Below are 21,754 nucleotides of genomic sequence, written 5' to 3' on the forward strand. Positions count from 1 at the left end.
CTCGGCTATGCTGGCTTTTTGTCCGGGAGGAATCCATGCGTCGATTGCTGCTTGCCGCTCTCGTTGCCTTGACCGTCGCGCCGCTGGCAGTGGCCGCCGCACCGGCGTCGACGCCGCTCGACCTCGAAACCATCATGGCCAACCCCGACTGGATCGGCCAGGCGGTGGAGTCGCCGTACTGGAGCGTGGATGGTCGGCAGGTCTACTACTCGCTGAAGCGCGACGGCAGCCAGCTGCGCGATCTGTACCGCGTCGATCCGGCGGGTGGCCAGGGCGTGAAGCTGGACCCGGCGGCACTGGCGCAGGCGGACGGCCCGGCGGTGTTCGATCGCGAGCACCGGCACGCGGCGTTCGTCCTGCATGGCGACGTCTTCATGGTCGACCTGGCCAGTGGCCGGCGCAGCCAGGTCACCCGCACGCCGCAGGAGGAATCCGCGCCGCGCTTCTCGGCCGATGGCCGCGCGCTGCAGTTCCGCGACGGCAACGACTGGTACAGCCACGACCTGGCCAGCGGCGTCACCGCGCCCGCGGCGGTGCTGAAGTTCGTCGACGATCCGCAGGCAAAGCAGCCCGATGCGCTGGGCGCGCGCCAGCTGGAATTGTTCAAGACCTTGCGCGACATCAGGGACGAGAAGCAGGCCCGCCATGAACAGGAGAAGACGCTGGCCGCCGCCGATCCGGGCCGGGTGCCGGCGCCGTTCTTCCTCGGCGACCAGGTCAGCCTGGTCGACAGCGAGCTGTCGCCGGATGGCCGCTGGCTGCTGCTGGTCACCATGCCGAAAGACCACGAGGCGGGCAAGGCACCCGAGCTCACCCATTACGTCACCGACTCCGGCTATGCCGAGCAGCAGGAGACCCGCGTCTACGTGGGTCGCAACGATCCGGCGCCGCAGTCGCTGCTGCTGCTCGACCTGGCCAGTCACCGCTCGTGGCCACTGACCAGCGACATGTTGCCGGGCATCAAGGACGATCCCCTGAAAGACTTGCGCGCAAAGGCCATCGCCGCGTTGCAGAAGGCCGGCAAGGACGACCAGGCCAGGGCGCTGAAGGCGCCCGCCGTGCGCGCCGTGCGCATCATCTCCAGCGCCGACGACGGCGGTGGCGGTGGCATCGTGTGGAGCGACGATGGCCGCAACCTCGCCATCCAGTTGCGCGCGATCGACAACAAGGACCGCTGGATCGCCAGCGTCGATTTTGCGAAACACGCGCTGGTGAACCAGCAGCGACTCACCGACCCCGCCTGGATCAACTGGAACTTCAATGATTTCGGCTGGCTGAAGGACGGCCGCACGCTGTGGTACCTTAGCGAGCAGGACGGCTATTCGCATCTCTATACCAAGGCGCTGGACGGCAAGCCCAGGGCGCTGACCAGCGGTTCGTTCGAAACCAGTCATCCGCAGCTGAGCGAGGATGGCCACTGGTTCTACCTGCGCACCAACCAGGCCGCGCCGTACAGCTACGACGTCTACCGCGTGCCCTCCGCAGGCGGGCAACTGGAGCGCGTCACGAACTACCAGGGCATGGACGACTTCGCGCTGTCGCCCGACGGCACCCGGCTGGCCGTGCTGCATTCCTCGCCCTACGTGCTGTCGCAATTGGCCGTCCAGCCGTCCGCGGGCGGCGCGCCGCGCGAGCTGACCGACACCATGAAGCCGGCGTTCACCGCCCGCGCCTGGATCGCGCCGAAGATCGTCGAGGTGAAGTCCAGCCACGGCGCCGGCAGCATCTACGCGAAGTATTACGGTCCGGCCGACGAGAGCGCCGCCTCGAAGCCGGCGGTGATCTTCGTGCATGGCGCGGGCTACCTGCAGAACGTCACGCTGTCGTGGTCGAACTACTTCCGCGAGCAGATGTTCCACAACCTGCTGGTGCAGCAGGGCTACGTGGTGCTGGACATGGACTACCGCGCCTCCGAGGGCTACGGCCGCGCGTGGCGCACCGCGATCTACCGCCAGATGGGCCATCCCGAACTGGAAGACCTGCTGGACGGCAAGGCCTGGCTGGTGCAGAACCACCACGTCGATCCGCAGCGCGTGGGCATCTACGGTGGCAGCTACGGCGGCTTCATGACCGAGATGGCCCTGCTGCGCGCGCCGGGCGAATTCGCGGCGGGTGCGGCGCTGCGCCCGGTCAGCGACTGGACGCTGTACAACCACGAGTACACCTCGGACATCCTCAACGACCCGCAGCTCGATCCTGAGGCGTTCAAGACCAGCTCGCCGATCGAGTACGCCGACAATCTGCGCGATCCGCTGCTGATCCAGCACGGCCTGATCGACGACAACGTGCTGGCCGAGGATTCGATCCGCCTGTACCAGCGCCTGATCGAACTGCACAAGAAGAACTTCTGGATCTCGCTGTACCCGATGGAGCGCCACGGCTTCGTCCACGCCGATTCGTGGCACGACGAATACCGCCGCATCGACGAATTGTTCGAGACGTATGTGAAGCCGGTGAAGGACGCTTCCGTCGCGCACTGAAGGCGGGCGCACGAGGGCCGTCGGCATTCCGGTGCCGGCGGCCTTGTTGCATGATGGAGCCGGGGCAGCGCCACAACGGGACATCAGGGGAAGACATGAAGAAGTCGGGTTTCGCCGCGATCGCGGCATCGATGCTGTTGGCGTGCACGGGTTGCACCGTGGTGTCGCCGGATGCCGGCCAGCAGGCCGTGCTGATCGACAAGCCGGTCCTGTTCGGCCACGGTGGCGTGCGCGACCAGCCGGTGACCACCGGCCTGACCTATACGTGGTTCTCCACGAAGCGCATCTACGTCAACATGTTTCCGCAGCAGTACGACGGCAACTTCGGCGACCTGATGTCGAGTGACGGTGTGCCGCTGGATTTCCACGCGATCATCCGCCTGCAGGTGACCGATCCGGTGGCGCTGGTGAAGAACTTCGGCCAGGACTGGTACAAGAACAACGTGGAGCAGGAGTTCTTCAACCGGGTGCGTTCGGCGGTGAAGAAGCACGGCATGAACGAGACGGCGATCCAGACCACCGCCATCGACGAGATCGACAGCGAAGTCAGCCGCGAGATGACCGAATACCTCAACCAGAACAGGCTGCCGATCCGCCTGCTCAAGATCACCGTGGGCAAGGCCAATCCGCCCGACGCGGTGCGCAACCAGCGCGTGGAAACCGCGCAGCAGGAACAGCGCGTGCTGACCGAGCAGAAGCGCGACCTGGCCGAACAATCGCGCAAGGCCGCTGAGCAGAGCCGCGCCGAGGCAGACAACGCCTATCGCCTGGCGATGAACCTCAGCCCGGCCCAGTTCGTCGAGATGGAACGCATCAAGATGCAGACCGAAGTGTGTGCGGTGAAGGATGCGAAGTGCACCTTCATCATCGGCAGCGCGGTCGATCCGGTGGTCAACGTGAAATGAGCCGACCTCCCGCACGCCGACGCGTGCGCGCCGCATGCCAAGGGAATGGTTGCCGATGAATCTTGCCCTGTTCGATTTCGACGGAACGATCACCAGCCGCGAAATGTTTTCCGACTTCATGCATTTCGCGGTGACCCCGCGGCGGCTGGCTGCCGGCAGGGTGCTGCTGGCGCCGGTGGTGATCGGCTACAAGCTGGGGCTGGTCTCCAGCAACGTCATCCGCTCGCAGGTGGTGCGCTTCGGCTTTCGTGACGAACCGCTGGCGCGGTTGGACCAGGCCGGGGAACGGTTTGCGCGCGAAGTGCTGCCGGGCGTGCTGCGCGCACAGGCGATGGAGCGCATCGCCTGGCACAAGGCGCAGGGCGACGTGGTCGTGGTGGTTTCCGGCGCGCTCGACGTCTACCTGCGGCACTGGTGCGAGCAGCACGGACTGGCGCTGATCTGTTCGGAGCTGGAGCGGGTCGACGGCCGCTACAGCGGCCGTTATCGTGGCCGCCAGTGCGTGGGTGCGGAGAAGCCGCGCCGGGTGCTGGAGCGGTACAACCGCGGCGATTTCGACCGCGTCTACGCCTATGGCGATACCAGCGAAGACCTTGACCTGCTGCGCATCGCTGACCGAAAGTATTTCAACTGGCGGGAAGTGGCCTGATCACGCAGCGCAGGGCGAATGCCTGCATGGGGGAAACATGCGCAACAAAGGGATAGGTGTGCTCGCGTCGTGTTGTCTGCTGCTGGCCGCCTGTGCCAAGCCGCTGCCGCCGGAGAAGGCGGCCTACGCGGGCTACTGGCGGGCGCAGAAGATGGCATTGCTGATCACCGCGGGCGGCAACGTCCAGTACAAGCGCATGCAGGACGGCAGCAGCACCTCGGTCAATGGTCCGCTGCAGAGGTTCGAAGGCGACAACTTCGTGGTCGGCGTCGGCCCGGTCAAGACCACCTTCGTGGTGTCGGTGCCGCCGCACCAGGACCAGGGCGCCTGGAAGATGGTGGTCGATGGCGTGGAGCTGACCCGCACTCCGCCGGGCGGCTGAGCCGCAAAAAGAACCCGGCCACGACGGGCCGGGGTGGGGCGCGTGTCATGGCCGGGAAGCCGGCGACGCCGCAGGTGGCCAGAGCGGACCTGCAGCCTCGGGGGTGGCGAGTTTGCCGCCGGATTACCTGACCACCATTACCTGACCACCAGGGTGGCGGTCATGGTGGGGTGGAACTTGCAGAAGTACGTGTGGCTGCCGGCGGCGACGGTGAAACGTCCGCTGGCGCCGGCCTTCAGGTCGAGATCGACGCTGCCGTCACGCGCGGTGACGCTGTGTTCGAGGATGTCATGATTGGTCCATTCGATGATGTCGCCGGCGCGTACGCCGGTCGGCATCGGGCCGTACTGCATCTTGTCGATCATGATCACGTGCACCCGCGCGGCATGCGCCGCGGGCGCCGGCGCAGCGGCGGCCGGGGCGACGGGCAGCGAGGCGGCCGCCAGCAGCCACAGGCCGCACAGCAGTGTCGTCATGCGCAGCATCGCGCTCTCCCTACTTCAGGCTCTGCGCAAGATGCTCGGCATGCATCTGGTGCGACTGGAACAGTTTCAGCCCGGTTTCCAGCAGCGACTTCAGTTCCGCGTTCTGCGCCGACGGGATCAGGGTGTCGGCCAGGGCCGCGTTGACCGCCTTGTGGTAGGCCACTTCGTTGGCGGCATAGGCCTTGTCGTAGGCGCTGCCACTGAGCGCGGCCAGCTTCTTCTGCTCGGCCGCGGCGTTGCCGGCCAGCGACTGGCTGGTCGGGTTGTCCTGCGGGGTCACGCCCAGCTTCTTCACCAGCGCCAACGCCTGGTCGTTGACCGCGGCATGGTCGCGGGCCATTTCCTCGGCGAACGCGCGCACCGCCTTGTTGTGCGACTTCTGCAGCGCCTGCTTCGCCGCGGTGACGTCGATCACGCCGGCGGTATAGGCGATGTGGGCGATCTGCGCGTCGTTGATCGCGGGCGCTGCGGCCGGTGCCTGCGCGGCGTATGCGCTGGCGAAACTGCCCAGGCCGAGGGTGAGGACGAGGGCGAACAGGGACTTGGTCATGACGAATGCTCCGTGAGGAAGGGGGCCGGCATTGCTGCCGGCGCCCATGAGATGCAGCAGCGGGGCACAGGTTCCGGCCGGCGAAGCGGGCGCCGCGGGAACCTCGCGCGGGGCGCCTGCATCGGATCAGCTGTCATCCCACCGATACCGCCCGCATGCTCGAACTGGATCAGAACCCCACGCCCGCCGCCGCTGCGCCGTTGCCGATCGCGGATTGCCCGCGCCCCACCCGCGCCGAGGCCGAGGCCGCCGTCCGCACGCTGATCCGCTGGGCCGGCGACGACCCCGCCCGCGAAGGCCTGCTGGCCACGCCCGCCCGCGTGGTGCGGGCGTACGAGGAATGGTTCGCCGGCTACCGGCAGGATCCGGCCGAACTGCTCAGCCGCACCTTCGGCGAGGTCGGTGGTTACGACGAGGTGGTGATCCTGCGTGACATTCCGCTGCAGTCGACCTGCGAGCATCACATGGCGGCGATCGCCGGCGTGGTGCACGTCGCCTACCTGCCGAGTCGGCGCGTGGTGGGCATTTCCAAACTGGCGCGGCTGGTCGAGGCGCTGGGTCGCCGTCTGCAGATCCAGGAGCGGCTGACCGCGGAGATCGCCGATACCCTGGCCCGGGTGCTGCAGCCGCGGGGCGTGGCGGTGATCGTCGAGGCCAGCCACGCCTGCCTGTCGTCGCGCGGGGTGCGCGCGCACGGGGTGTCGATGCAGACCCGGCGCCTGCTCGGCGAATTCGCCCGGGAGCCGCGGCGGCGGGAAATCCTGGCGGCGCTGGCCGGCTGAACGGGAACCCCGGAGCGCCCTGCCGCATCGGATCGGTGTAAAAGGAGAAAACCATGTCAGGCCATGCCCATCTCGCATCCATTGATTACGCCGCGCTGGACGACCACGCGCTGGTGGCCGAGGTCCGCGCCGGCCATCGCGAGGCGTTCCGCCACATCATGCAGCGCTGCAACCAGCGGCTGTTCCGCGTGGCGCGCGCCGTGCTCGGCGAAGACTCGGAAGCGGAAGACGTGCTGCAGGAATCGTATATGCGTGCCTATCACAAGCTGGATTCGTTCCGCGGCGACTCGACCCTGCTGACCTGGCTGACCAGCATCGTGCTGAACGAGGCGCGCGGCCGGCTGCGCAAGCGCCACACCATGGTGGGCCTGGAGCAGGTCGACGCGGCGCCCGACGACAGCCACCAGATCATCCAGTTTCCGTCGAAGTTCGGCAGCGAGGACCCTGCCGTGTCCGCCGCCCGCGCACAGATCCGCCGCCTGCTCGAACACGCCATCGACGCACTGCCGCCGGCGTTCCGCACCGTGTACATGATGCGCGACGTGGAAGAGTGTTCGGTGGAGGAAACCGCGACCCTGCTGGCGATCAAGCCGGAGACCGTGAAGACCCGGCTGCATCGCGCCCGGCGCCTGCTGCGCGCCGCGTTGCACGATCAGCTGGCCACCACCATGGGCGAAGCCTTCCCGTTCATGGGCCAGCGCTGCGCCCGCGTCACCGACGCGGTGATGGCGCGACTGGAAAGCGAGTTGGCCGGCTGAGGGTTACAGCGGGAATTCGCGGGCGGCCGCCGTCCGATCACGACACAGCCAACTTGCCGCCAACAGCAGCCACGCCAGGATCAGCGCGATCACCAGCCGCTGCTCCAGCCCGCGCGGCATGCCATGCCACAGCGCATCCACCCAGATCGCGGCGAAGCCCGCCAGCGCCAGCCCGAAGGCCGGCGCGAACCGCCGGCGCCAGCGTGGATCGACGCGCAGCCGCCACGACTGCAGCAGCGCGGCCACGGTGACGCACAGGAAGGCCGCCTGCGCCGCCACGCCGTGCACGAAACCTTCCAGCGTGGGCGCACGGCCGGGCAGGTTGCTGTGCGCCAGCGCCGTCACGCACAGGCCGAGGCCGGCAGCGGTGAACAGCAGCCACGGCGCCGCGCTGCGCTGGCGCGCGTCGAGCGCCCGGTAGTAACCCGCGCCCAGCGCACACAGCGCGATGGCCAGCACGACGTAGGCGGCCTGCAACCAGTGGCCGTACGCATCCAGCAGGTAGAAGCTGAGCGGCGCATCCCGCCAGTCCATGTCGCTGCGCAGCAGTTGCACCGCCACGGCAGCCAGGATGAAGAACAACAGCCCGGCCAGCGCGATGTGGCCGAGCGTGGCGGGCGTGGGTGCGTGCGACCGTCCCATCAGCGCCTCGCGGGGGACGGCGGCAGATCCGCCTCGATGCGTTGCAGGCGATCGGCCAGGGTCGCCGGCGACAGTTCGCCCATGTGCGTGTCGCGCAGCCGGCCGCGGGCATCGATGAACAAGGTGGTCGGATAGCCGCGCACGTTGTAGTAGTTCGACAGCTGCAGGTTCTCGTCGGTGAGCACGTGCTGCAGCGTCAGTTGCTGCGCCTGCAGGAACTGCTTCACCGTGGCCGCGGACTCGCCCTGGTCGGCAAACACGAAACGCACTTGCGGCATCGTGCGTTGCGCCTCGGCCAGCACCGGCATCTCGCGCCGGCAGGGACCGCACCAGGTGGCCCACAGGTTGATCACCGTGGGCTGGCCGCGCAGGCTTTCGACATCCACCGCGCGCCCGTCGAGATCGCCGAGCTGCAGCGTGGGCAGCGGCGCCTGCGCCTGCGCGGTGAGCTTGTAGGCGAGCAGGCCGGCGAAGCCCGTGGCCGCGATCCCGATGACCACACTGGCGGCCAGCGGACGCCGCAGCGATGGCCGGCGCCAGCCGACCAGCAGCGCGGCCACGATCACGCCCAGCGTGCCCGCGAGCGGATCGAAGCCGTGATCGCGGATGTTCAAAATGCTCAGCGGTTGCTGCGCGTACTGCGGCCACCAGCCGGCCACATAGGCCAGCCGCGCGCCGAGCAGGCCAAGGCCGAGGATCAGGAACAGCGGGTTGCCGGTGTCGGCGTAGCCACGCCGATGCAGGAAGCCGGCCGTGGCCAGCGCGGCGATCACGCCGAACAGCAAGGCCAGCAGGCCGGAGGAAAGAGCGAGTGGTCCGAGATTCACGCGATGAAGTCCTGGCCGAACAGGCGCGCGTGGGCCGCGCCGGGTACGGCCCACCTTAACCGGTTCGGCGCCCGGGACGGACGTTCAGGACAGCGCGGCGGCCTCGCGGGCCAGCTGCTCGATCCCGGACCAGTCGCCCGCGGCGAGCTTGTCCGCCGGGGTAAGCCAGGAGCCGCCGACGCAGATCACGTTGGGCAGGCGCAGGAATTCCGGCGCGCTGGCCAGGCTGATGCCGCCGGTGGGACAGAAGCGGATCTGCGGCAGCGGGCTGGCCCAGGCACCGAGCAACTTGGTGCCGCCGGCGGGCACCGCGGGGAAGAATTTCAGGTGGCGATAACCGCGTTCGAGCAGGGCCATCGCCTCGCTGGCGGTGGCCACGCCGGGCAGCAGCGGCAGCTCGCTGTCGTCGGCCGCATCGAGCAACCGTGGCGAGGTGCCCGGCGACACGGCGAAGCGGGCACCGGCCTGCCGCGCGGCTTCGAGGTCACGCGCGGTCAGCGCCGTGCCGCAGCCGACCACGGCACCTTCCACCTCGGCGGCGATCGCACGGATTGCGTCCAGTGCGGCGGGCGTGCGCAGGGTGACCTCGATGGTGGGGATGCCGCCGGCGACCAGTGCTCGCGCCATCGGCACGGCGTGGCGGGCGTCGTCGATGATCACCACCGGGATCACCGGCGCCAGTCGCATCAGGGATTCGACTTGCTGCTGCTTTTGTTCGATGGAGGTGGTCACGTGAGGCTCCGGTTTTTGGACTCCTCCCCCTGCATGCAGGGGGAGGCTGGGAGGGGGTTGCTCAGGGTGGCGAGGAAGATCAAGAGCGACCCCACCCCAACCCTCCCCTGCTTTGCAGGGGAGGGGGCAAAGGCTACAGCACGCCGGCGCCGAGGTCGGCGTTGGCGGCGGCCTGGCGGAACAGGCCGAACAGCTCGCGGCCCATGCCGCTGTGTTCGCGCGACAGGTCGGCCACGTGCGGCAGGCGGGCGTCCAGCTCGTGCGCTTCCATCAGGACGTCCAGACGTCCATTCGCCGCGTCCAGCCGGATCATGTCGCCGTCGCGGATCTTGGCGATGTTGCCGCCGGCCACCGCCTCGGGAGTGACGTGGATCGCCGCCGGCACGCGGCCGGAGGCGCCGGACATGCGGCCGTCGGTGAGCAGGGCGATGCGGTGGCCGCGATCCTGCAGCAGGGCCAGCGTGGGAGTGAGCTTGTGCAGCTCGGGCATGCCGTTCGCGCGCGGGCCCTGGAAGCGCACCACCGCCACGAAGTCGCGGTTGAGTTCGCCGCGCTTGAACGCGCCGACCACGTCGTCCTGGTCGTCGAACACGATCGCCGGCGCCTCGATCAGCAGCCGGTCGTCCGGCACCGAGGACACCTTGATCACCGCGCGGCCGAGGTTGCCTTCGAGCATGCGCAGGCCGCCGTCGGCGCGGAATGGTTCGTCGATGCCGCGCAATACGCCGCGGTTGCCGCTCTGCTTGGCTACCGGCGCCCAGTGCAGCGCGCCGGCCTCGTCGAGTTGCGGGATCTGCGCGTAGCCGTCCAGGCCGGTGCCGAAGATCGTCTGCACGTCGGCGTGCAGCAGGCCGGCGCCCAGCAGCTGGTCGATCAGGAAGGCCATGCCGCCGGCGTCGTGGAACTGGTTCACGTCGGCGTACCCGTTCGGGTACACGCGGGCCAGCAGCGGGACCACGCCGGACAGCGCGTCGAAATCGTCCCAGCGCAGCTGGATGCCGGCCGCGTGCGCGATCGCCACCAGATGCAGCAGGTGATTGGTGGAACCGCCGGTGGCGTGCAGGCCGATCACCCCGTTGATGATCGCGCGTTCGTCGATGATGTGACCCAGCGGCAGGAAGGCCTCGCCCAGCGCGCTGTGCGCCGCGACCCGGCGCACGATTTCGGCGGTGAGCGCGTCGCGCAGCGGCGTGTCCGGGGCAGTGAAGCTGGCGCCGGGCAGGTGCAGGCCCATGATCTCCATCAGCATCTGGTTGGAGTTGGCGGTGCCGTAGAAGGTGCAGGTGCCGGCGCTGTGGTACGAGGCTGCCTCGGCTTCCAGCAGTTCGGCCTTGCTCGCCTTGCCGTCGGCGTAGGCCTGGCGCACCTTTGACTTTTCCTCGTTCGGGATGCCGCTGGGCATCGGCCCAGACGGCACGAAGGCGCCGGCCAGGTGGCCGAAGGAGAGCGCGCCGATCAGCAGGCCCGGCACGATCTTGTCGCAGATGCCGAGGAACAGCGCGCCGTCGAACATGTCGTGCGACAGCGCCACCGCGGTGGCCAGCGCCACCACGTCGCGCGAGAACAGCGACAGCTGCATGCCGGGCTGGCCCTGGGTGATGCCGTCGCACATCGCCGGCACGCCGCCGGCGACCTGGGCGGTGAAGCCGGCGTCGCGGGCGATCTGGCGGATCAGCGCGGGATAGCGCTCGTACGGCTGGTGGGCCGAGAGCATGTCGTTGTACGCGGTGACGATCGCCAGGTTGGCGCGCCGGCCGCTGCGCAGCGCGGCCTTGTCGTCCGTGCCGCAGGCGGCGAAGCCGTGTGCGAGGTTGCCGCAGGAAAGATGCTCGCGCTGCGGTCCGCTGCGGTCGATCGCGTCGATGCGCTTCAGATACGCCGCGCGCGTCTCGCGACTGCGCTCACGCAGGCGTTCGGTGACTTCGGCGACGACGGGATGCAGCGTGGTCATGATTCAAATCCGGAAGTGAGTGGGGAGGAGCGAGAAACGAGAGACGAGGAGTGAGAAGTGAGAGAAACCAGCGCCAAGGCATGGGACAGGAGCTCTGGCTCCGGCTCTCTCTCGTTTCTCACTCCTCTCCACTCACTTCTCGCCATCAAGGGCACCAGTACACCGCCACCGACACGCGCTGCTGGGTCAGCACCGCGCGCACCGGATAGTCCCGCGCCGCGCCGATGCCGAGGCGTGCATCGGCGAGCAGGTCGCGCTTCTTCTCGCCGGTCACCAGCAGGTACAGCGCCCGGGTCTGCAGCAGGGTCGGCAGGGTCAGCGTGATGCGTGGCTCGCCCGCACCTGCGGCATGCATCGGCAGCACCGGCGCCGATCCATCGGGATCGAGCGCCTCGGCCAGGTGGTCGCCGCCGGGGAAGAACGAAGCGGTGTGACCGTCGTCGCCCATGCCCAGCACCACGGCGTCGAACGGCAGCGGCAGCGCCCCGATCCGTGCGCTGGCGGTGGCCAGTCCCGCTTCGGGGCTGGCATCGCCGGTGTACAGCGGAACGAAGGACGCCGCGGCGGCGGCGTGCTGCAACAGCAGCGACTGCACCAGTCGCGCGTTGGAGCGTTCGTCGGTATCGGGCACCCAGCGCTCGTCGACCAGGGTGACCTGCACCCGGCTCCAGTCGAGCTGCTCGCGTGACAGCTGTTCGAACAACTGCTTCGGCGTGCTGCCGCCCGAGACCGCCAGCACGGCGTGGCCGCGTTCGGCCAGCCCCGTGCGCAGGCGCCCGGCGATGCGTTCGGCCAGCGCGGTGGCCTGGATGCGGCAGTCGGTGAAGCTGTGGGTGGTGACGTTGAGTGATGGAGTCATGAGGAATGGTGGCGCCGTGGGCAGTCAGCGGATGCCGGTGCGCGTCGCTTCGGGAAGGAGGCTGCAGTCTGTGTCACGCGTCGGCATGGCGGAGTGAATCGTGCGGCGCGAGGACGACTTACTCACCGTCTTCGTTCCAGGTGCGGCCGTCGCGTTCGATCAGCGCCACCGCGGCGCTCGGCCCCCAGCTGCCTGCGGTATACGGCCGCGGCGGCTCGCCGCTGTCGGCCCAGGCGGCCAGGATCGGACCGGCCCAGTGCCAGGCCGCTTCCACTTCGTCGCGGCGCATGAACAGGGTCGGGTTGCCGCGCACCACGTCGAGCAGCAGGCGTTCGTACGCGTCCGGCTGCTGCACGCCGAAGGCCTCGGCGAAGCTCATGTCCAGCGGCACGTGGCGCAGGCGCAGGCCACCGGGGCCGGGATGCTTGATGGTCAGCCACAGTTTCACGCCTTCGTCCGGCTGCAACCGCAGCACCAGCCGGTTCTGCGCCAGCGTGCCGGCGTCGCCGCCGAAGATCGAATGCGGCACCGGCTTGAAGGTGACCGCGATCTCCGACACCCGGCTGGGCAGCCGCTTGCCGGTGCGCAGGTAGAACGGCACGCCGGCCCAGCGCCAGTTGGCGATCTCCGCCTTCAGCGCCACGAAGGTCTCGGTGTTGGACTTGTTGTTGCCCAGCTCCTCCGGATAGCCCGGCACGCTGGCGCCGTCGGCCACGCCGGCGCGGTACTGGCCGCGCACGGTGAGCTGGCTGACGTTGCTTTCGTCGATGGGTTTCAGCGAATGCAGCACTTTCAGCTTCTCGTCGCGCACCGCATCGGGCGCCAGCGACGAGGGCGGTTCCATCGCCACCATGCACAGCAGCTGCAGCATGTGGTTCTGCACCATGTCGCGCAGCGCGCCGGCGCGGTCGTAGTAGGACCCGCGGTGGCCCACGCCCAGCGTTTCGGCCACGGTGATCTGCACGTGGTCGATGTGCCCGGCGTTCCACAGCGGCTCGAACAGCGCGTTGCCGAAGCGCAGCACCAGCAGGTTCTGCACGGTCTCCTTGCCCAGGTAGTGGTCGATGCGGAAGGTCTGCGATTCGCTGAACACCTTGCCGACCGCGTCGTTGATCTGGTTCGCGCTGGCCAGGTCGCGACCGATCGGCTTTTCCAGCACCACCCGCGAGGCGCCTTCGTTGAGCTTGTAGTGGCCGAGCCGGGTGCAGATGTCGACAAAAAGCTCGGGTGAGGTCGACAGGTAGAAGACCCTGACATGTTCCGGTTCGCTGCCGATGAAGGCGGCGAAGTCGTCCCAGCCCTCGTCCTTGCGCGCATCCAGCGGGCGGTAGAACACCTGCTGCAGGAATACGTCGAGCTGGCGCGCATCGCAGATGCCGATCAGCGCCTCGCGCAACTGGGCGCGGTAGCCCGCGTCGTCCAGCGTCTCGCGGGCGATGCCGACGATGCGGCTGCTGCCGGGGATCTGGCCATCGAGGAAGCGGTGGAAAAGTGCGGGCAGCAACTTGCGCAGGGCGAGGTCGCCGGTGCCGCCGAAGATCACCAGGTCGAACGGATCAACCGATTGGGTAGAAGCAGTCACGCAGTCACCTCGAACGATGCCGGCTGGCGGGCAAGGCCGGATGGCGCGTCTTGCCCGAAGGAGGGTTGATAGTACCAGTGAAATACCAGAACGACTACGGGGCTGCATACGAATTCATTTGATCCGGCGGGCAGGCCGGTGCGGCGCGATCGGTTGCATCTGAAACGACCGGTTGCCGGCCCGGCCTTGCGGTCAGTGGTTTGCCATTGGTATCTTTACCGAATGGAAATCGCCTTGGCCAACGAATATCGCCGGATCTGCCAGGATCCGGCCACGCACCAGCCGCTGGCCTACCTGCGCCTGCGCCGGGCGATCCGCAACATCGTCGAGCACCGCGACATCGAGCCGGGCCAGGCGCTGCCCAGCGAGCGCGACCTGTCGCAGGTGCTGAAGCTGTCGCGGGTGACCGTGCGCAAGGCGATCGCCGGCCTGGTCGAGGAGGGCCTGCTCACGCAACGCCACGGCGCCGGCACCTTCATCGCCGAACGCATCGTCAAGCCGATGTCGCGACTGACCAGCTTCACCGAGGACCTGCGCGAACGCGGCCTGCGTCCACGTTCGGAATTCTTCGAGCGCGGCATCGGCGAAGTCACCCCGGAAGAGGCGATGGCGATGAACCTGTCGCCCGGCTCGCTGGTGGTGCGCCTGCATCGCGTGCGTTATGGCCAGGACGAGCCGCTGGCGATCGAGCGCAGCGTGGTGCCGGCCAGCGTGCTGCCCGATCCGTTGCTGGTGCACGACTCGCTGTATGAAGCGCTGGAGAAGCTCAATGCGCGCCCGCGTCGCGCGCTGCAGCGCTTGCGCGCGGTATCGCTGAACGCGCAACAGGCGCGACTGCTGCACGTCGGCGTGGGTAGCGCCGGCCTGAGCATCGAGCGGCGCAGTTTTCTGGACGACGGCCGTGTGGTCGAGTTCACCTGTTCCTGGTATCGCGGTGACATCTACGACTTCGTCGCCGAACTGCAGACCGACTGAGGCCATCTTGAACACATCCGCCATGCATGCCCGCGACACCCTGATGTACCGCGAAGCGCAGGAGTCCGCCGAGGTGGTCGCGCGCCAGTTCGCGGCCAACGAGGCGGTGGTCGCCGCGCTGGCGCAGTCGCTGCGCGCGCAGCCGCCGCGCTTCATCGTCACCTGCGCGCGCGGCAGTTCCGACCACGCGGCGGCATATGCGAAGTACGTGTTCGAGACCCAGCTCGGCATCGCCACGGCATCGGCATCGCCCTCGGTGACCTCGGTGTACGCGGCCGAACAGCAGTGGCAAGGGGCGTTGTTCATCGCGATCTCGCAGTCGGGCAAGAGTCCCGACCTGCTGCGCAATGCGCAGGCGGCGAAGATCGCCGGCGCGCGCGTGGTGGCACTGGTGAACGTGGAGGATTCGCCGCTCGCGGCGCTGGCCGACACGGTGATCCCGCTGCACGCGGGGCCCGAGCGCAGCGTGGCCGCGACCAAGAGCTATATCGCCGCGCTGGCCGCGGTGCTGCACCTGTGCGCGCGCTGGCGCGGCGACGACGAGCTGGGTGCGGCCTTGCAGCGGTTGCCCGATGCCTTGCGCGCCGGCTGGGACGCGGACTGGTCGGCGCTGAGCCATGGCCTGGTCGACGCGCACAACCTGTTCGTGGTCGGACGCGGCTTCGGCCTGGGCATCGCGCTGGAAGCGGCGCTGAAGTTCAAGGAGACCTGCGGCCTGCATGCCGAGGCGTTCAGCGCGGCCGAGGTAAAGCACGGCCCGATGGCCCTAGTCGGCGCGGACTTCCCGGTGCTGTGCTTTGCACAGGACGACGACACCCTGGCCAGCACGCTGGCGGTGGCCGACGAGTTCCGCGGCCGTGGCGCGCAGGTGTTCGTGGCCGCGCCCGGCCTGCACGGCACCGGCATGCTGGCAGTGGCCGGCGGGCTGCCCGCGCTGTGCACGCCGCTGCTGATCATCCAGAGCTTCTACCGCGCCGCCAGCGAGCTGTCGCTGCGCCGCGGCTTCAACCCCGACGTACCGCCGCACCTCAACAAGGTCACCGAGACGGTCTAGGAAATCGCCATGACGACCGCCCTCACCAACGCCCACGTACTCACCCCCGACGGCTGGCGCGACGATCTTGCCGTGCTGCTCGATGGCGAACGCATCGTCGACCTGCTGCCGCCCGCCGATCCCCGCGTGCGCGAGGCGCAGCAGCACGATCTTGACGGCGCGACGCTGCTGCCGGGTTTCATCGACGTGCAGGTCAATGGCGGCGGTGGCGTGCTGTTCAACGAGGCGCCCACGGTGGAAACCCTGCGCCGGATCGGCGCGGCGCATCGCCGGTTCGGTACCACCGGCTTCCTGCCCACGCTGATCAGCGACCGCGTCGAAGTCATGCGCGAAGCGCTGGCGGCGGTGGAGCAGGCGCTGGCCGAAGGCGTGCCCGGCGTGCTGGGCATTCACCTGGAAGGCCCGTACCTGGCCCCGGCGCGCAAGGGCGTGCACGACGCGAAGTATTTCCACGCGCCCGGCAGTGACGAGATGGCGCTGCTGTGCGCGCCGCATCGGGGCGTGCGGCTGATCACGCTGGCGCCCGACCAGGTGCCGCTGGCCAGCATCGGCGCCCTGGTCGACGCTGGCCTGGTGGTCTGCGCCGGGCACACCGCCGCCGACTACGCTACCACCCGCGCCGCGCTGGATGCCGGCGTGCGCGGCTTCACCCACCTGTTCAACGCGATGACCCCGTTCGGCAGCCGTGAGCCCGGCGTGGTCGGCGCGGCGCTGGATGACGCGGACAGCTGGTGCGGCATCATCGTCGACGGCCACCACGTGCACCCGGCCAGCCTGCGCGTGGCGATCGCCGCCAAGCCGCGCGGCAAGATGCTGCTGGTCACCGACGCGATGCCGCCGGTGGGCGCCGACAGCCCGGAATACATGCTCAACGGCGAAACCATCATCGTGAAGGACGGCATCTGCCAGACCGCCCAGGGCGTGCTGGCCGGCTCCGCGCTGGACATGGCCACGGCCGTGCGCAACGCGGTGCACCTGCTCGGCCTGCCACTTGACGAGGCGGCGCGCATGGCCAGCACCTATCCGGCGGATTTCCTCGGCCTCGGCGAAAGCCACGGCCGCATCGCAGCGGGCCATCGCGCCGACCTGGTCGTGCTCGACGACGAGTGCCGCGTGCAGCAAGGCTGGGTCGGCGGCGTGGCTTCATGATGCTGTTGCCGTCGTCGTTACCGCGCGGGCGATGATCAGGCCGTGGCGGAGTCGTCTTCGGCGATCGCCCGGCGCAAGGGCTCCAGCTGCTTCGCATAGTGACGCCACTGACCCACCCCGCGGGTATGGATCGACTCGCGCACCTGGGCGCTGCTCGGCGTGGCGACCGGTGAGGCATTGAGTTCGGGACGCAGGCAGCTTGCTTCCAGCGCCAACCCGCAATGCTCGAGTACCTGGCGCAGCGTGTGCTGCGGGTCGCGCACCAGCGCGGAGTAGGAAACATCGAGCATGGCGCCGGGAAGATGGTCGTGCCAATGCCGGCTCAGACGTGCGTACTGGCGGTAGTAATGCGCCAGTGCCTGGAGGTCGTAACTGTAGGGAGAAACATTGCCGAACATGGCCTTGAAGTTCGAGAAGCAGGTGTCGACCGGGTCGCGCACCATGTGCAGGATCGGCGCGTGCGGCAGGGCCTTGCGGATGAACGCGACCATCTGGATGTTGGCGGGCAGCTTGTCGATGTAGCAGGCGCGACCGTGGGCGCGCCACTGGGTCTGCCGAAGGTAGCGTGCGCCCAGTTCGGCGTAGTCGATATCAGCGCTGCGCTCGATCACCTTCAGCTGACCCCGCGCCTTGGCCGGCGGCACGTCCGCCATCCAGTGCAACTGGCGCCAGAAGTCGATGATCTCGCCAGCGGAGGCGACCTGCGAATGGCTGGACAGCATGCGGTCGAGCAAGGTGGTGCCCGAGCGCGGCATGCCGACGATGAAGATCGGTGTGGGGCCCTCGAATGCGGGCGACGATGTCGCCGCGGTGGCGTCGCCGAGCGCCGGCATCCGGATCAATGCCTCGGTGACCGCAGCTTCGCCCTCGGCGTTGTACGGGTTGAGCTCGTGCATGATGGCGTTGCAACGCGCCAGGCAGTCCCATGCCTCCTGCTGGCGTTCGAGATCGTCGAGGATCTTGAATTGCGCGTACTCGAATTCCGCGCGGACAAACCTGGCGCCGGGATCGCGGTCCTGCGCGGGCAGCTGACGCAATTGTTCCTGCACGAAATCCAGCCGGTTGGCATGCGGCGTCTGCTTGCGCAGATTGACCAGCACCATCGCCGCATCGCCGAAATTCGGCCAGCGTCGCAGGCATTCCTCCAGCACCGTGCAGGCGCCCTCGATGTCGCCGCTGAACTGGAGCAGCATCGCATGCAGGTGCAGCTCGCCCGGCGAGTCGACGCCGGCGGCCAGCGCCCGTTCCAGCAAGGTCTTCGCCGGAGCGATCTCGCCGAGGCTGAAGCGCAGGTGCGCCTGGGCCACCAGCAGTTCGGGCGGCGGCTCCGGGGCCTGCGCGAGCAGGTCGAGGCAACCGCGCGCGGCGAGAGTTTCGCCCACGGCGACCAGGCGTTGTGCCACGGTCATGATCAGCCGGGCATCACGCGGAAGCCGGCGCCCCACGCGCAGCAGCAGGGCGGCCGATTCGCGCAGTCGTCCGCGACGGAAGACGACGTTGGCCAGTTCGACCAGCACTCCCGCGTCTTCGGGTACCAGCGTGGCGAGCGACTCCAGGGTTGCCTGCGCCGCCTCCCATTGCTGCGTGTCGATGCACTGCCTGGCCTGCTGGCGCAGGCCGCTTTCCGCGGTGGAGGCGTCGGGCGAATTCATTCGGGCATGGTACGTCACAGTGAAAGCGCCGGGTTCTGCCGACGTGGCCGGGTCGGCACGACGGGCTTGCCGAAGTTCCGGCGCCGGACAAGGAAAAGCCACCGGCCGGAGCCGGTGGCTTTCATGTTTCAGTCAAGCCGAGCGATCAGTAATCGTAGGTGACCGACAGACGCACCGTGCGCGGTGCCTCGTAGAACACGGCGTCGCCGTAGCTGTTGTTGACGTAGACGGTATCGGCCGCCGGATCGCCATTCGCATCCACGCCGCCGTTATAGGCCGACTCGCCGATCGGATCCGTCTGGGTGGCCTTCTGCTCGTTGAACACGTTGAAGACATCCAGGTTGAACGCCAGCTTGTGCTGGGCGAACTCAGGCATGTAGTGGATGCCCAGGTTGAGCGGCTTGGTCCACGGGGTATGTCCCGGATCTCCCGGCGATACGCGGGTACCACCGCACCAGTGGTAGTTGCCGCTGCCGCCGGCGTTGTAGCCGCTCGGATCGCCTACGCCATCCGCGCCGTAGTAGCCAAGGCAGGACTTGCCGATGCCGGACTGCGCCAGCAGGGTCGCCGAGACCAGCCACTCTGGCGAGATCTGGTAGTTGCCGCGGATGCGGAGCTGGTGCTTGCGCGTGTTGGCCAGTGAACCGTTCTGGCCATCCATGAGCTGCCAGGAATCCCAGTCTTCCGTCTTGGAAACGTCACCCTGGCCGAAGTCCGAACGCACCTGACCTTCGGTGTTGCCGAAGCCGCGGCTGTAGGTGTAGTCGATGCGCGCCTGCCACTTGCCGTCGAACGGATGCTCCAGGTACAGGTTCAGCGAGCCGACCTTGCGCTTGACGCCCTGGCTGTAGCCCCAGTCCTTGGTGCTCATCGACACGATCGTGTCGCTGGCGCCGCTGCCGGCGTTTGCCCGGATCAGCATGTCGTTGGTCAGACCGGGGTTGATCAGGCGGCAGTAGGCCGGGCCGTACAGCGAATCGGAGTAGTCATCCGGGTTCAGGCCATTGGACGCCATCTTGGCGGCGATCTGGCTCGGCGAGCACTCGTCGTCGATCGCGGTCTTGAGGTCACGCCACATGGCCTTGGCGCCGTAGTTCCAGCTCGCGTTGAGCTGCTTGTCGAAGCCCACGATGAACTCGTCCAGGTACTCCGGCTTCAGGTTGCGCGCGGTGACCTGCTCCGGATCCTTCGGCAGACCGTACTCGCCATCGGGCGAGGTGGTCGGGTCGAGCACCTGGAGACCGGTCGGGACACCCGTGGCCGGGTCGATGCCGGTGTAGCTGTAGTGGGTGGTGAGGAAGGTCGAAACGTTCGCGGCGCGCTCGGCCGCGTTGTCCGGCAGGGCGAGATAGTAGCGACCCACGTTGCCATAGATCTTGAACGTCGAGTCGCCGTTCACGTCCCAGCTTGCGCCGATGCGGGGCTCCCACTGGTTCTTCTCGTCGACGAACGCCTTGCCGACATTGTTGTAGTTGGTGAAGTGATCGTTGCGCAGGCCGATGTTCAGCAGCACGTTGGGCGATACCTGCCAGGCGTCCTGCAGGTAGTAGGCCTTCTGCGACATCGTCATGCTGGTCTGCCAGCCGATTTCGCGCGAACGGACGGTGCCGTCGGCGTAGTAACGCCAGTAGTAGTTCAGCGCCGGGTTGTTCGGATTGACCTGCGACGGACCCTGGTTCTGGGCGGCGTTCTTGATGTTGTCGATACCAACGGCCAGGTCGTGGTCACCCAGGTGGTAGTCGAAGTCGACACGCAGGCCGCGGGTCGAGTTCGAGGCATTCGACGAGGCCCAGCTGGTGTTGGTCTGGTTGTTGCGGATCGGCGAGCCACCCACCCAGTAGGCCGGGTTCTGGTTGGTTGCCTGCGAGATGAACGGCAGCGGGCTGGTGTTGCCGTAGATGGTCGGGTTATCGAAGTCCGCCTTGCCGTACAGGACGCTCAGCGTGGCGTTGTCGGTGATGTAGCTGGTGAAGTGACCGATGTAGAACTGGGCGTTGTCCTTGGTCACGTCGTTGGCGGAGGAGAAATCCGTCGCCTGCAGCGTGTCGTAGTCGTAGTTGTAGGTCGAACCCATGCCGGTGCTCTTACGGTTGTTCAATGCCGTCAGTTCGAGCACGTTGCTGTCGGTGATGTTCCAGTCCAGCTTGGCGTAGATCTTGGTGTTGCGGTCCTGGTTGTACTGGACCTTGGCGGTGTCCACGTCCTGCACGTTGGTGGACTTGGTCTTGGTGGTTTCCGCGGCCAGGAACATGAACAGCTTGTCCTTGATCAGCGGGCCGCCAAGATAAGCCGAGTAGACCGTCTCCCACTCGGTGTTGTCGTTGCGGTACTGGTGCAACGTGCCGGGCTTGGTGTCATCCGCCAGCTGGTAGTGGGTGAGGCCGTCGATGCTGTTGGGATTGGCCACCGACGCAGGAATGGACGGATTGCCGTAACGGTTGTTCTTCGGGGTGCCTTCGAGGTACTTCGGCTGCCAGGAGACCTGGGCGCCAAAGTGCCATTCGTTGGTGCCACGCTTGCCGAGCTGGTTGATCACGCCGCCGTCGGAGCGGCCGTACTTGGCGCTGTAACCACCGGTCAGCGTTTCCTGCTGGTCGATCGCGCCGTAGGGCAGCTGGAAGCCGCCGATGTTGCGGTACGGTTCGCCGGTGTTGTAACCGTTCACGTAGTAGGCGTTCTCGGACACGCTGGAGCCGCCGAAGGCAACCGCATTGGCAAAGTAGCTGCTGCCGCTGACGGTGCCCGGGGCCAGCAGCGCGATGGATTCGGCGCTGTGCGTCACCGGCAGCCTGCGCAGGTCCGCGGCGGTGATCACGGTGCTGGAGTTGACGCTGGAGACGTCGATGGCCGGCAAGGCATTGGCCTGCACGGTAACCGCGCCGAGCGAGGTCGTTTCGGTATTGAACGTGACCGTGCTGCCGGCGCCGGGTGCCAGGGAGACCTTGCGGGAATCGACGACGGCTCCGTCCTTCTTGAGCGAGACCGTGTAGACACCCACCGGCACGTTGCTGATCTGGAAGCGACCGGAACTGTCGACGGCAACTTCGCGGGTCAGGCCGGAGGTGTTGGTGGCAACGACGGTTTCGCCCGCGGCGGCCGGTGCCTGGCCGAAGATCGAGCCGGTGGTGGACTGGGCCATGGCGACACCGCCAAGGCTCATGCTCAAGGCCAGCGCCAGCGCGGTATGGCGCCAGCCCGGATTGCGGTTTTTATTCTGCTTGCTCATTGGTAATGAATCTCCCCGGATGAAAGGCTCGAAAGCCGAGTGACGTAAATCAGTCAAATGATTGAACTGCAAACTGGTTGCGGGCCGGTTGAAGGCAGAGTGGCGATCAACGAA

19 protein-coding genes are annotated in these 21,754 nt (G+C 67.7%); 9 read left to right on the forward strand and 10 right to left on the reverse strand.

The features are described from left to right. Positions 1-35 precede the first annotated feature (35 nt). From I6J77_RS00620 to I6J77_RS00635, 4 genes are all read left to right on the forward strand, one after another. The gene (locus I6J77_RS00620) at positions 36-2,480 is read left to right on the forward strand and encodes a prolyl oligopeptidase family serine peptidase (RefSeq protein ID WP_204110145.1); all 2,445 of its coding nucleotides are present in this window, start codon (positions 36-38) and stop codon (positions 2,478-2,480) included. A 95-nt stretch (positions 2,481-2,575) separates the two neighbouring features. Beyond that, on the forward strand, positions 2,576-3,385 hold the full coding sequence (locus I6J77_RS00625; protein WP_204110146.1) for an SPFH domain-containing protein: 810 nt from the start codon (positions 2,576-2,578) through the stop codon (positions 3,383-3,385). Between the two features lie 55 nt (positions 3,386-3,440). Beyond that, positions 3,441-4,034, forward strand: coding sequence for an HAD family hydrolase (locus I6J77_RS00630; protein WP_204110147.1), 594 nt, complete (start codon positions 3,441-3,443; stop codon positions 4,032-4,034). 37 nt (positions 4,035-4,071) lie between these two features. Then, positions 4,072-4,416 (forward strand): hypothetical protein, encoded by a 345-nt coding sequence (locus I6J77_RS00635; protein ID WP_204110148.1) that lies wholly within the window; start codon positions 4,072-4,074, stop codon positions 4,414-4,416. Positions 4,417-4,553: 137 nt separating this feature from the next. On the opposite strand, the gene I6J77_RS00640 is transcribed toward I6J77_RS00635, so the two are convergent. Both I6J77_RS00640 and I6J77_RS00645 read right to left on the reverse strand, forming a co-directional pair. Continuing rightward, positions 4,554-4,892 (reverse strand): cupredoxin domain-containing protein, encoded by a 339-nt coding sequence (locus tag I6J77_RS00640; RefSeq protein WP_239309109.1) that lies wholly within the window; start codon positions 4,890-4,892, stop codon positions 4,554-4,556. A 19-nt stretch (positions 4,893-4,911) separates the two neighbouring features. After that, a complete protein-coding gene (locus I6J77_RS00645) occupies positions 4,912-5,451 on the reverse strand; it encodes a DUF4142 domain-containing protein (protein WP_204110150.1) in 540 nt (179 codons plus the stop codon). Between the two features lie 155 nt (positions 5,452-5,606). Here I6J77_RS00645 and folE point away from each other — a divergent pair, with 155 nt between their 5' ends. Then, complete coding sequence (gene folE, locus I6J77_RS00650; RefSeq protein WP_204110151.1) at positions 5,607-6,233, forward strand: GTP cyclohydrolase I FolE; 627 nt, start codon at positions 5,607-5,609, stop codon at positions 6,231-6,233. 53 nt (positions 6,234-6,286) lie between these two features. Further along, complete coding sequence (locus I6J77_RS00655; protein ID WP_204110152.1) at positions 6,287-6,991, forward strand: RNA polymerase sigma factor; 705 nt, start codon at positions 6,287-6,289, stop codon at positions 6,989-6,991. 3 nt (positions 6,992-6,994) lie between these two features. Here the strand turns inward: I6J77_RS00655 and I6J77_RS00660 are convergent, their stop codons facing one another. The 6 genes from I6J77_RS00660 to zwf form a co-directional block, all read right to left on the reverse strand. Continuing rightward, a complete protein-coding gene (locus I6J77_RS00660; RefSeq protein WP_204110153.1) occupies positions 6,995-7,633 on the reverse strand; it encodes a DUF998 domain-containing protein in 639 nt (212 codons plus the stop codon). After that, the gene (locus tag I6J77_RS00665) at positions 7,633-8,460 is read right to left on the reverse strand and encodes a TlpA disulfide reductase family protein (RefSeq protein ID WP_204110154.1); all 828 of its coding nucleotides are present in this window, start codon (positions 8,458-8,460) and stop codon (positions 7,633-7,635) included. Before I6J77_RS00665 ends, I6J77_RS00660 begins: the two co-directional genes overlap by 1 nt. An 84-nt stretch (positions 8,461-8,544) precedes the next feature. Next, positions 8,545-9,192, reverse strand: coding sequence for a bifunctional 4-hydroxy-2-oxoglutarate aldolase/2-dehydro-3-deoxy-phosphogluconate aldolase (locus I6J77_RS00670; protein WP_204110155.1), 648 nt, complete (start codon positions 9,190-9,192; stop codon positions 8,545-8,547). Between the two features lie 133 nt (positions 9,193-9,325). Beyond that, entirely contained in the window at positions 9,326-11,143 is a 1,818-nt protein-coding gene (edd, locus tag I6J77_RS00675) for a phosphogluconate dehydratase (RefSeq protein WP_204110156.1), read from the reverse strand. A gap of 145 nt (positions 11,144-11,288) precedes the next feature. Next, on the reverse strand, positions 11,289-12,002 hold the full coding sequence (gene pgl, locus I6J77_RS00680) for a 6-phosphogluconolactonase (RefSeq protein ID WP_204110157.1): 714 nt from the start codon (positions 12,000-12,002) through the stop codon (positions 11,289-11,291). Between the two features lie 118 nt (positions 12,003-12,120). After that, entirely contained in the window at positions 12,121-13,584 is a 1,464-nt protein-coding gene (gene zwf, locus I6J77_RS00685) for a glucose-6-phosphate dehydrogenase (RefSeq protein WP_204110158.1), read from the reverse strand. Positions 13,585-13,806: 222 nt separating this feature from the next. Here zwf and I6J77_RS00690 point away from each other — a divergent pair, with 222 nt between their 5' ends. The 3 genes from I6J77_RS00690 to nagA are packed head-to-tail and all read left to right on the forward strand — an operon-like array spanning position 13,807 to position 16,762. Continuing rightward, positions 13,807-14,559 (forward strand): GntR family transcriptional regulator, encoded by a 753-nt coding sequence (locus tag I6J77_RS00690; RefSeq protein WP_204110159.1) that lies wholly within the window; start codon positions 13,807-13,809, stop codon positions 14,557-14,559. Between the two features lie 22 nt (positions 14,560-14,581). After that, positions 14,582-15,613: an SIS domain-containing protein gene (locus I6J77_RS00695; protein ID WP_204111348.1), complete on the forward strand. Its 1,032-nt coding sequence runs from the start codon at positions 14,582-14,584 to the stop codon at positions 15,611-15,613. 9 nt (positions 15,614-15,622) lie between these two features. Further along, positions 15,623-16,762: an N-acetylglucosamine-6-phosphate deacetylase gene (gene nagA, locus I6J77_RS00700; RefSeq protein WP_204110160.1), complete on the forward strand. Its 1,140-nt coding sequence runs from the start codon at positions 15,623-15,625 to the stop codon at positions 16,760-16,762. Positions 16,763-16,797: 35 nt separating this feature from the next. On the opposite strand, the gene I6J77_RS00705 is transcribed toward nagA, so the two are convergent. Together I6J77_RS00705 and I6J77_RS00710 are read right to left on the reverse strand one after the other, a co-directional pair. Next, entirely contained in the window at positions 16,798-18,414 is a 1,617-nt protein-coding gene (locus tag I6J77_RS00705) for a sulfotransferase (RefSeq protein ID WP_204110161.1), read from the reverse strand. A 145-nt stretch (positions 18,415-18,559) separates the two neighbouring features. Continuing rightward, a complete protein-coding gene (locus I6J77_RS00710) occupies positions 18,560-21,640 on the reverse strand; it encodes a TonB-dependent receptor (protein ID WP_204110162.1) in 3,081 nt (1,026 codons plus the stop codon). Positions 21,641-21,754 lie beyond the last annotated feature (114 nt).

Source organism: Rhodanobacter sp. FDAARGOS 1247 (assembly GCF_016889805.1).
Lineage (GTDB): Bacteria > Pseudomonadota > Gammaproteobacteria > Xanthomonadales > Rhodanobacteraceae > Rhodanobacter.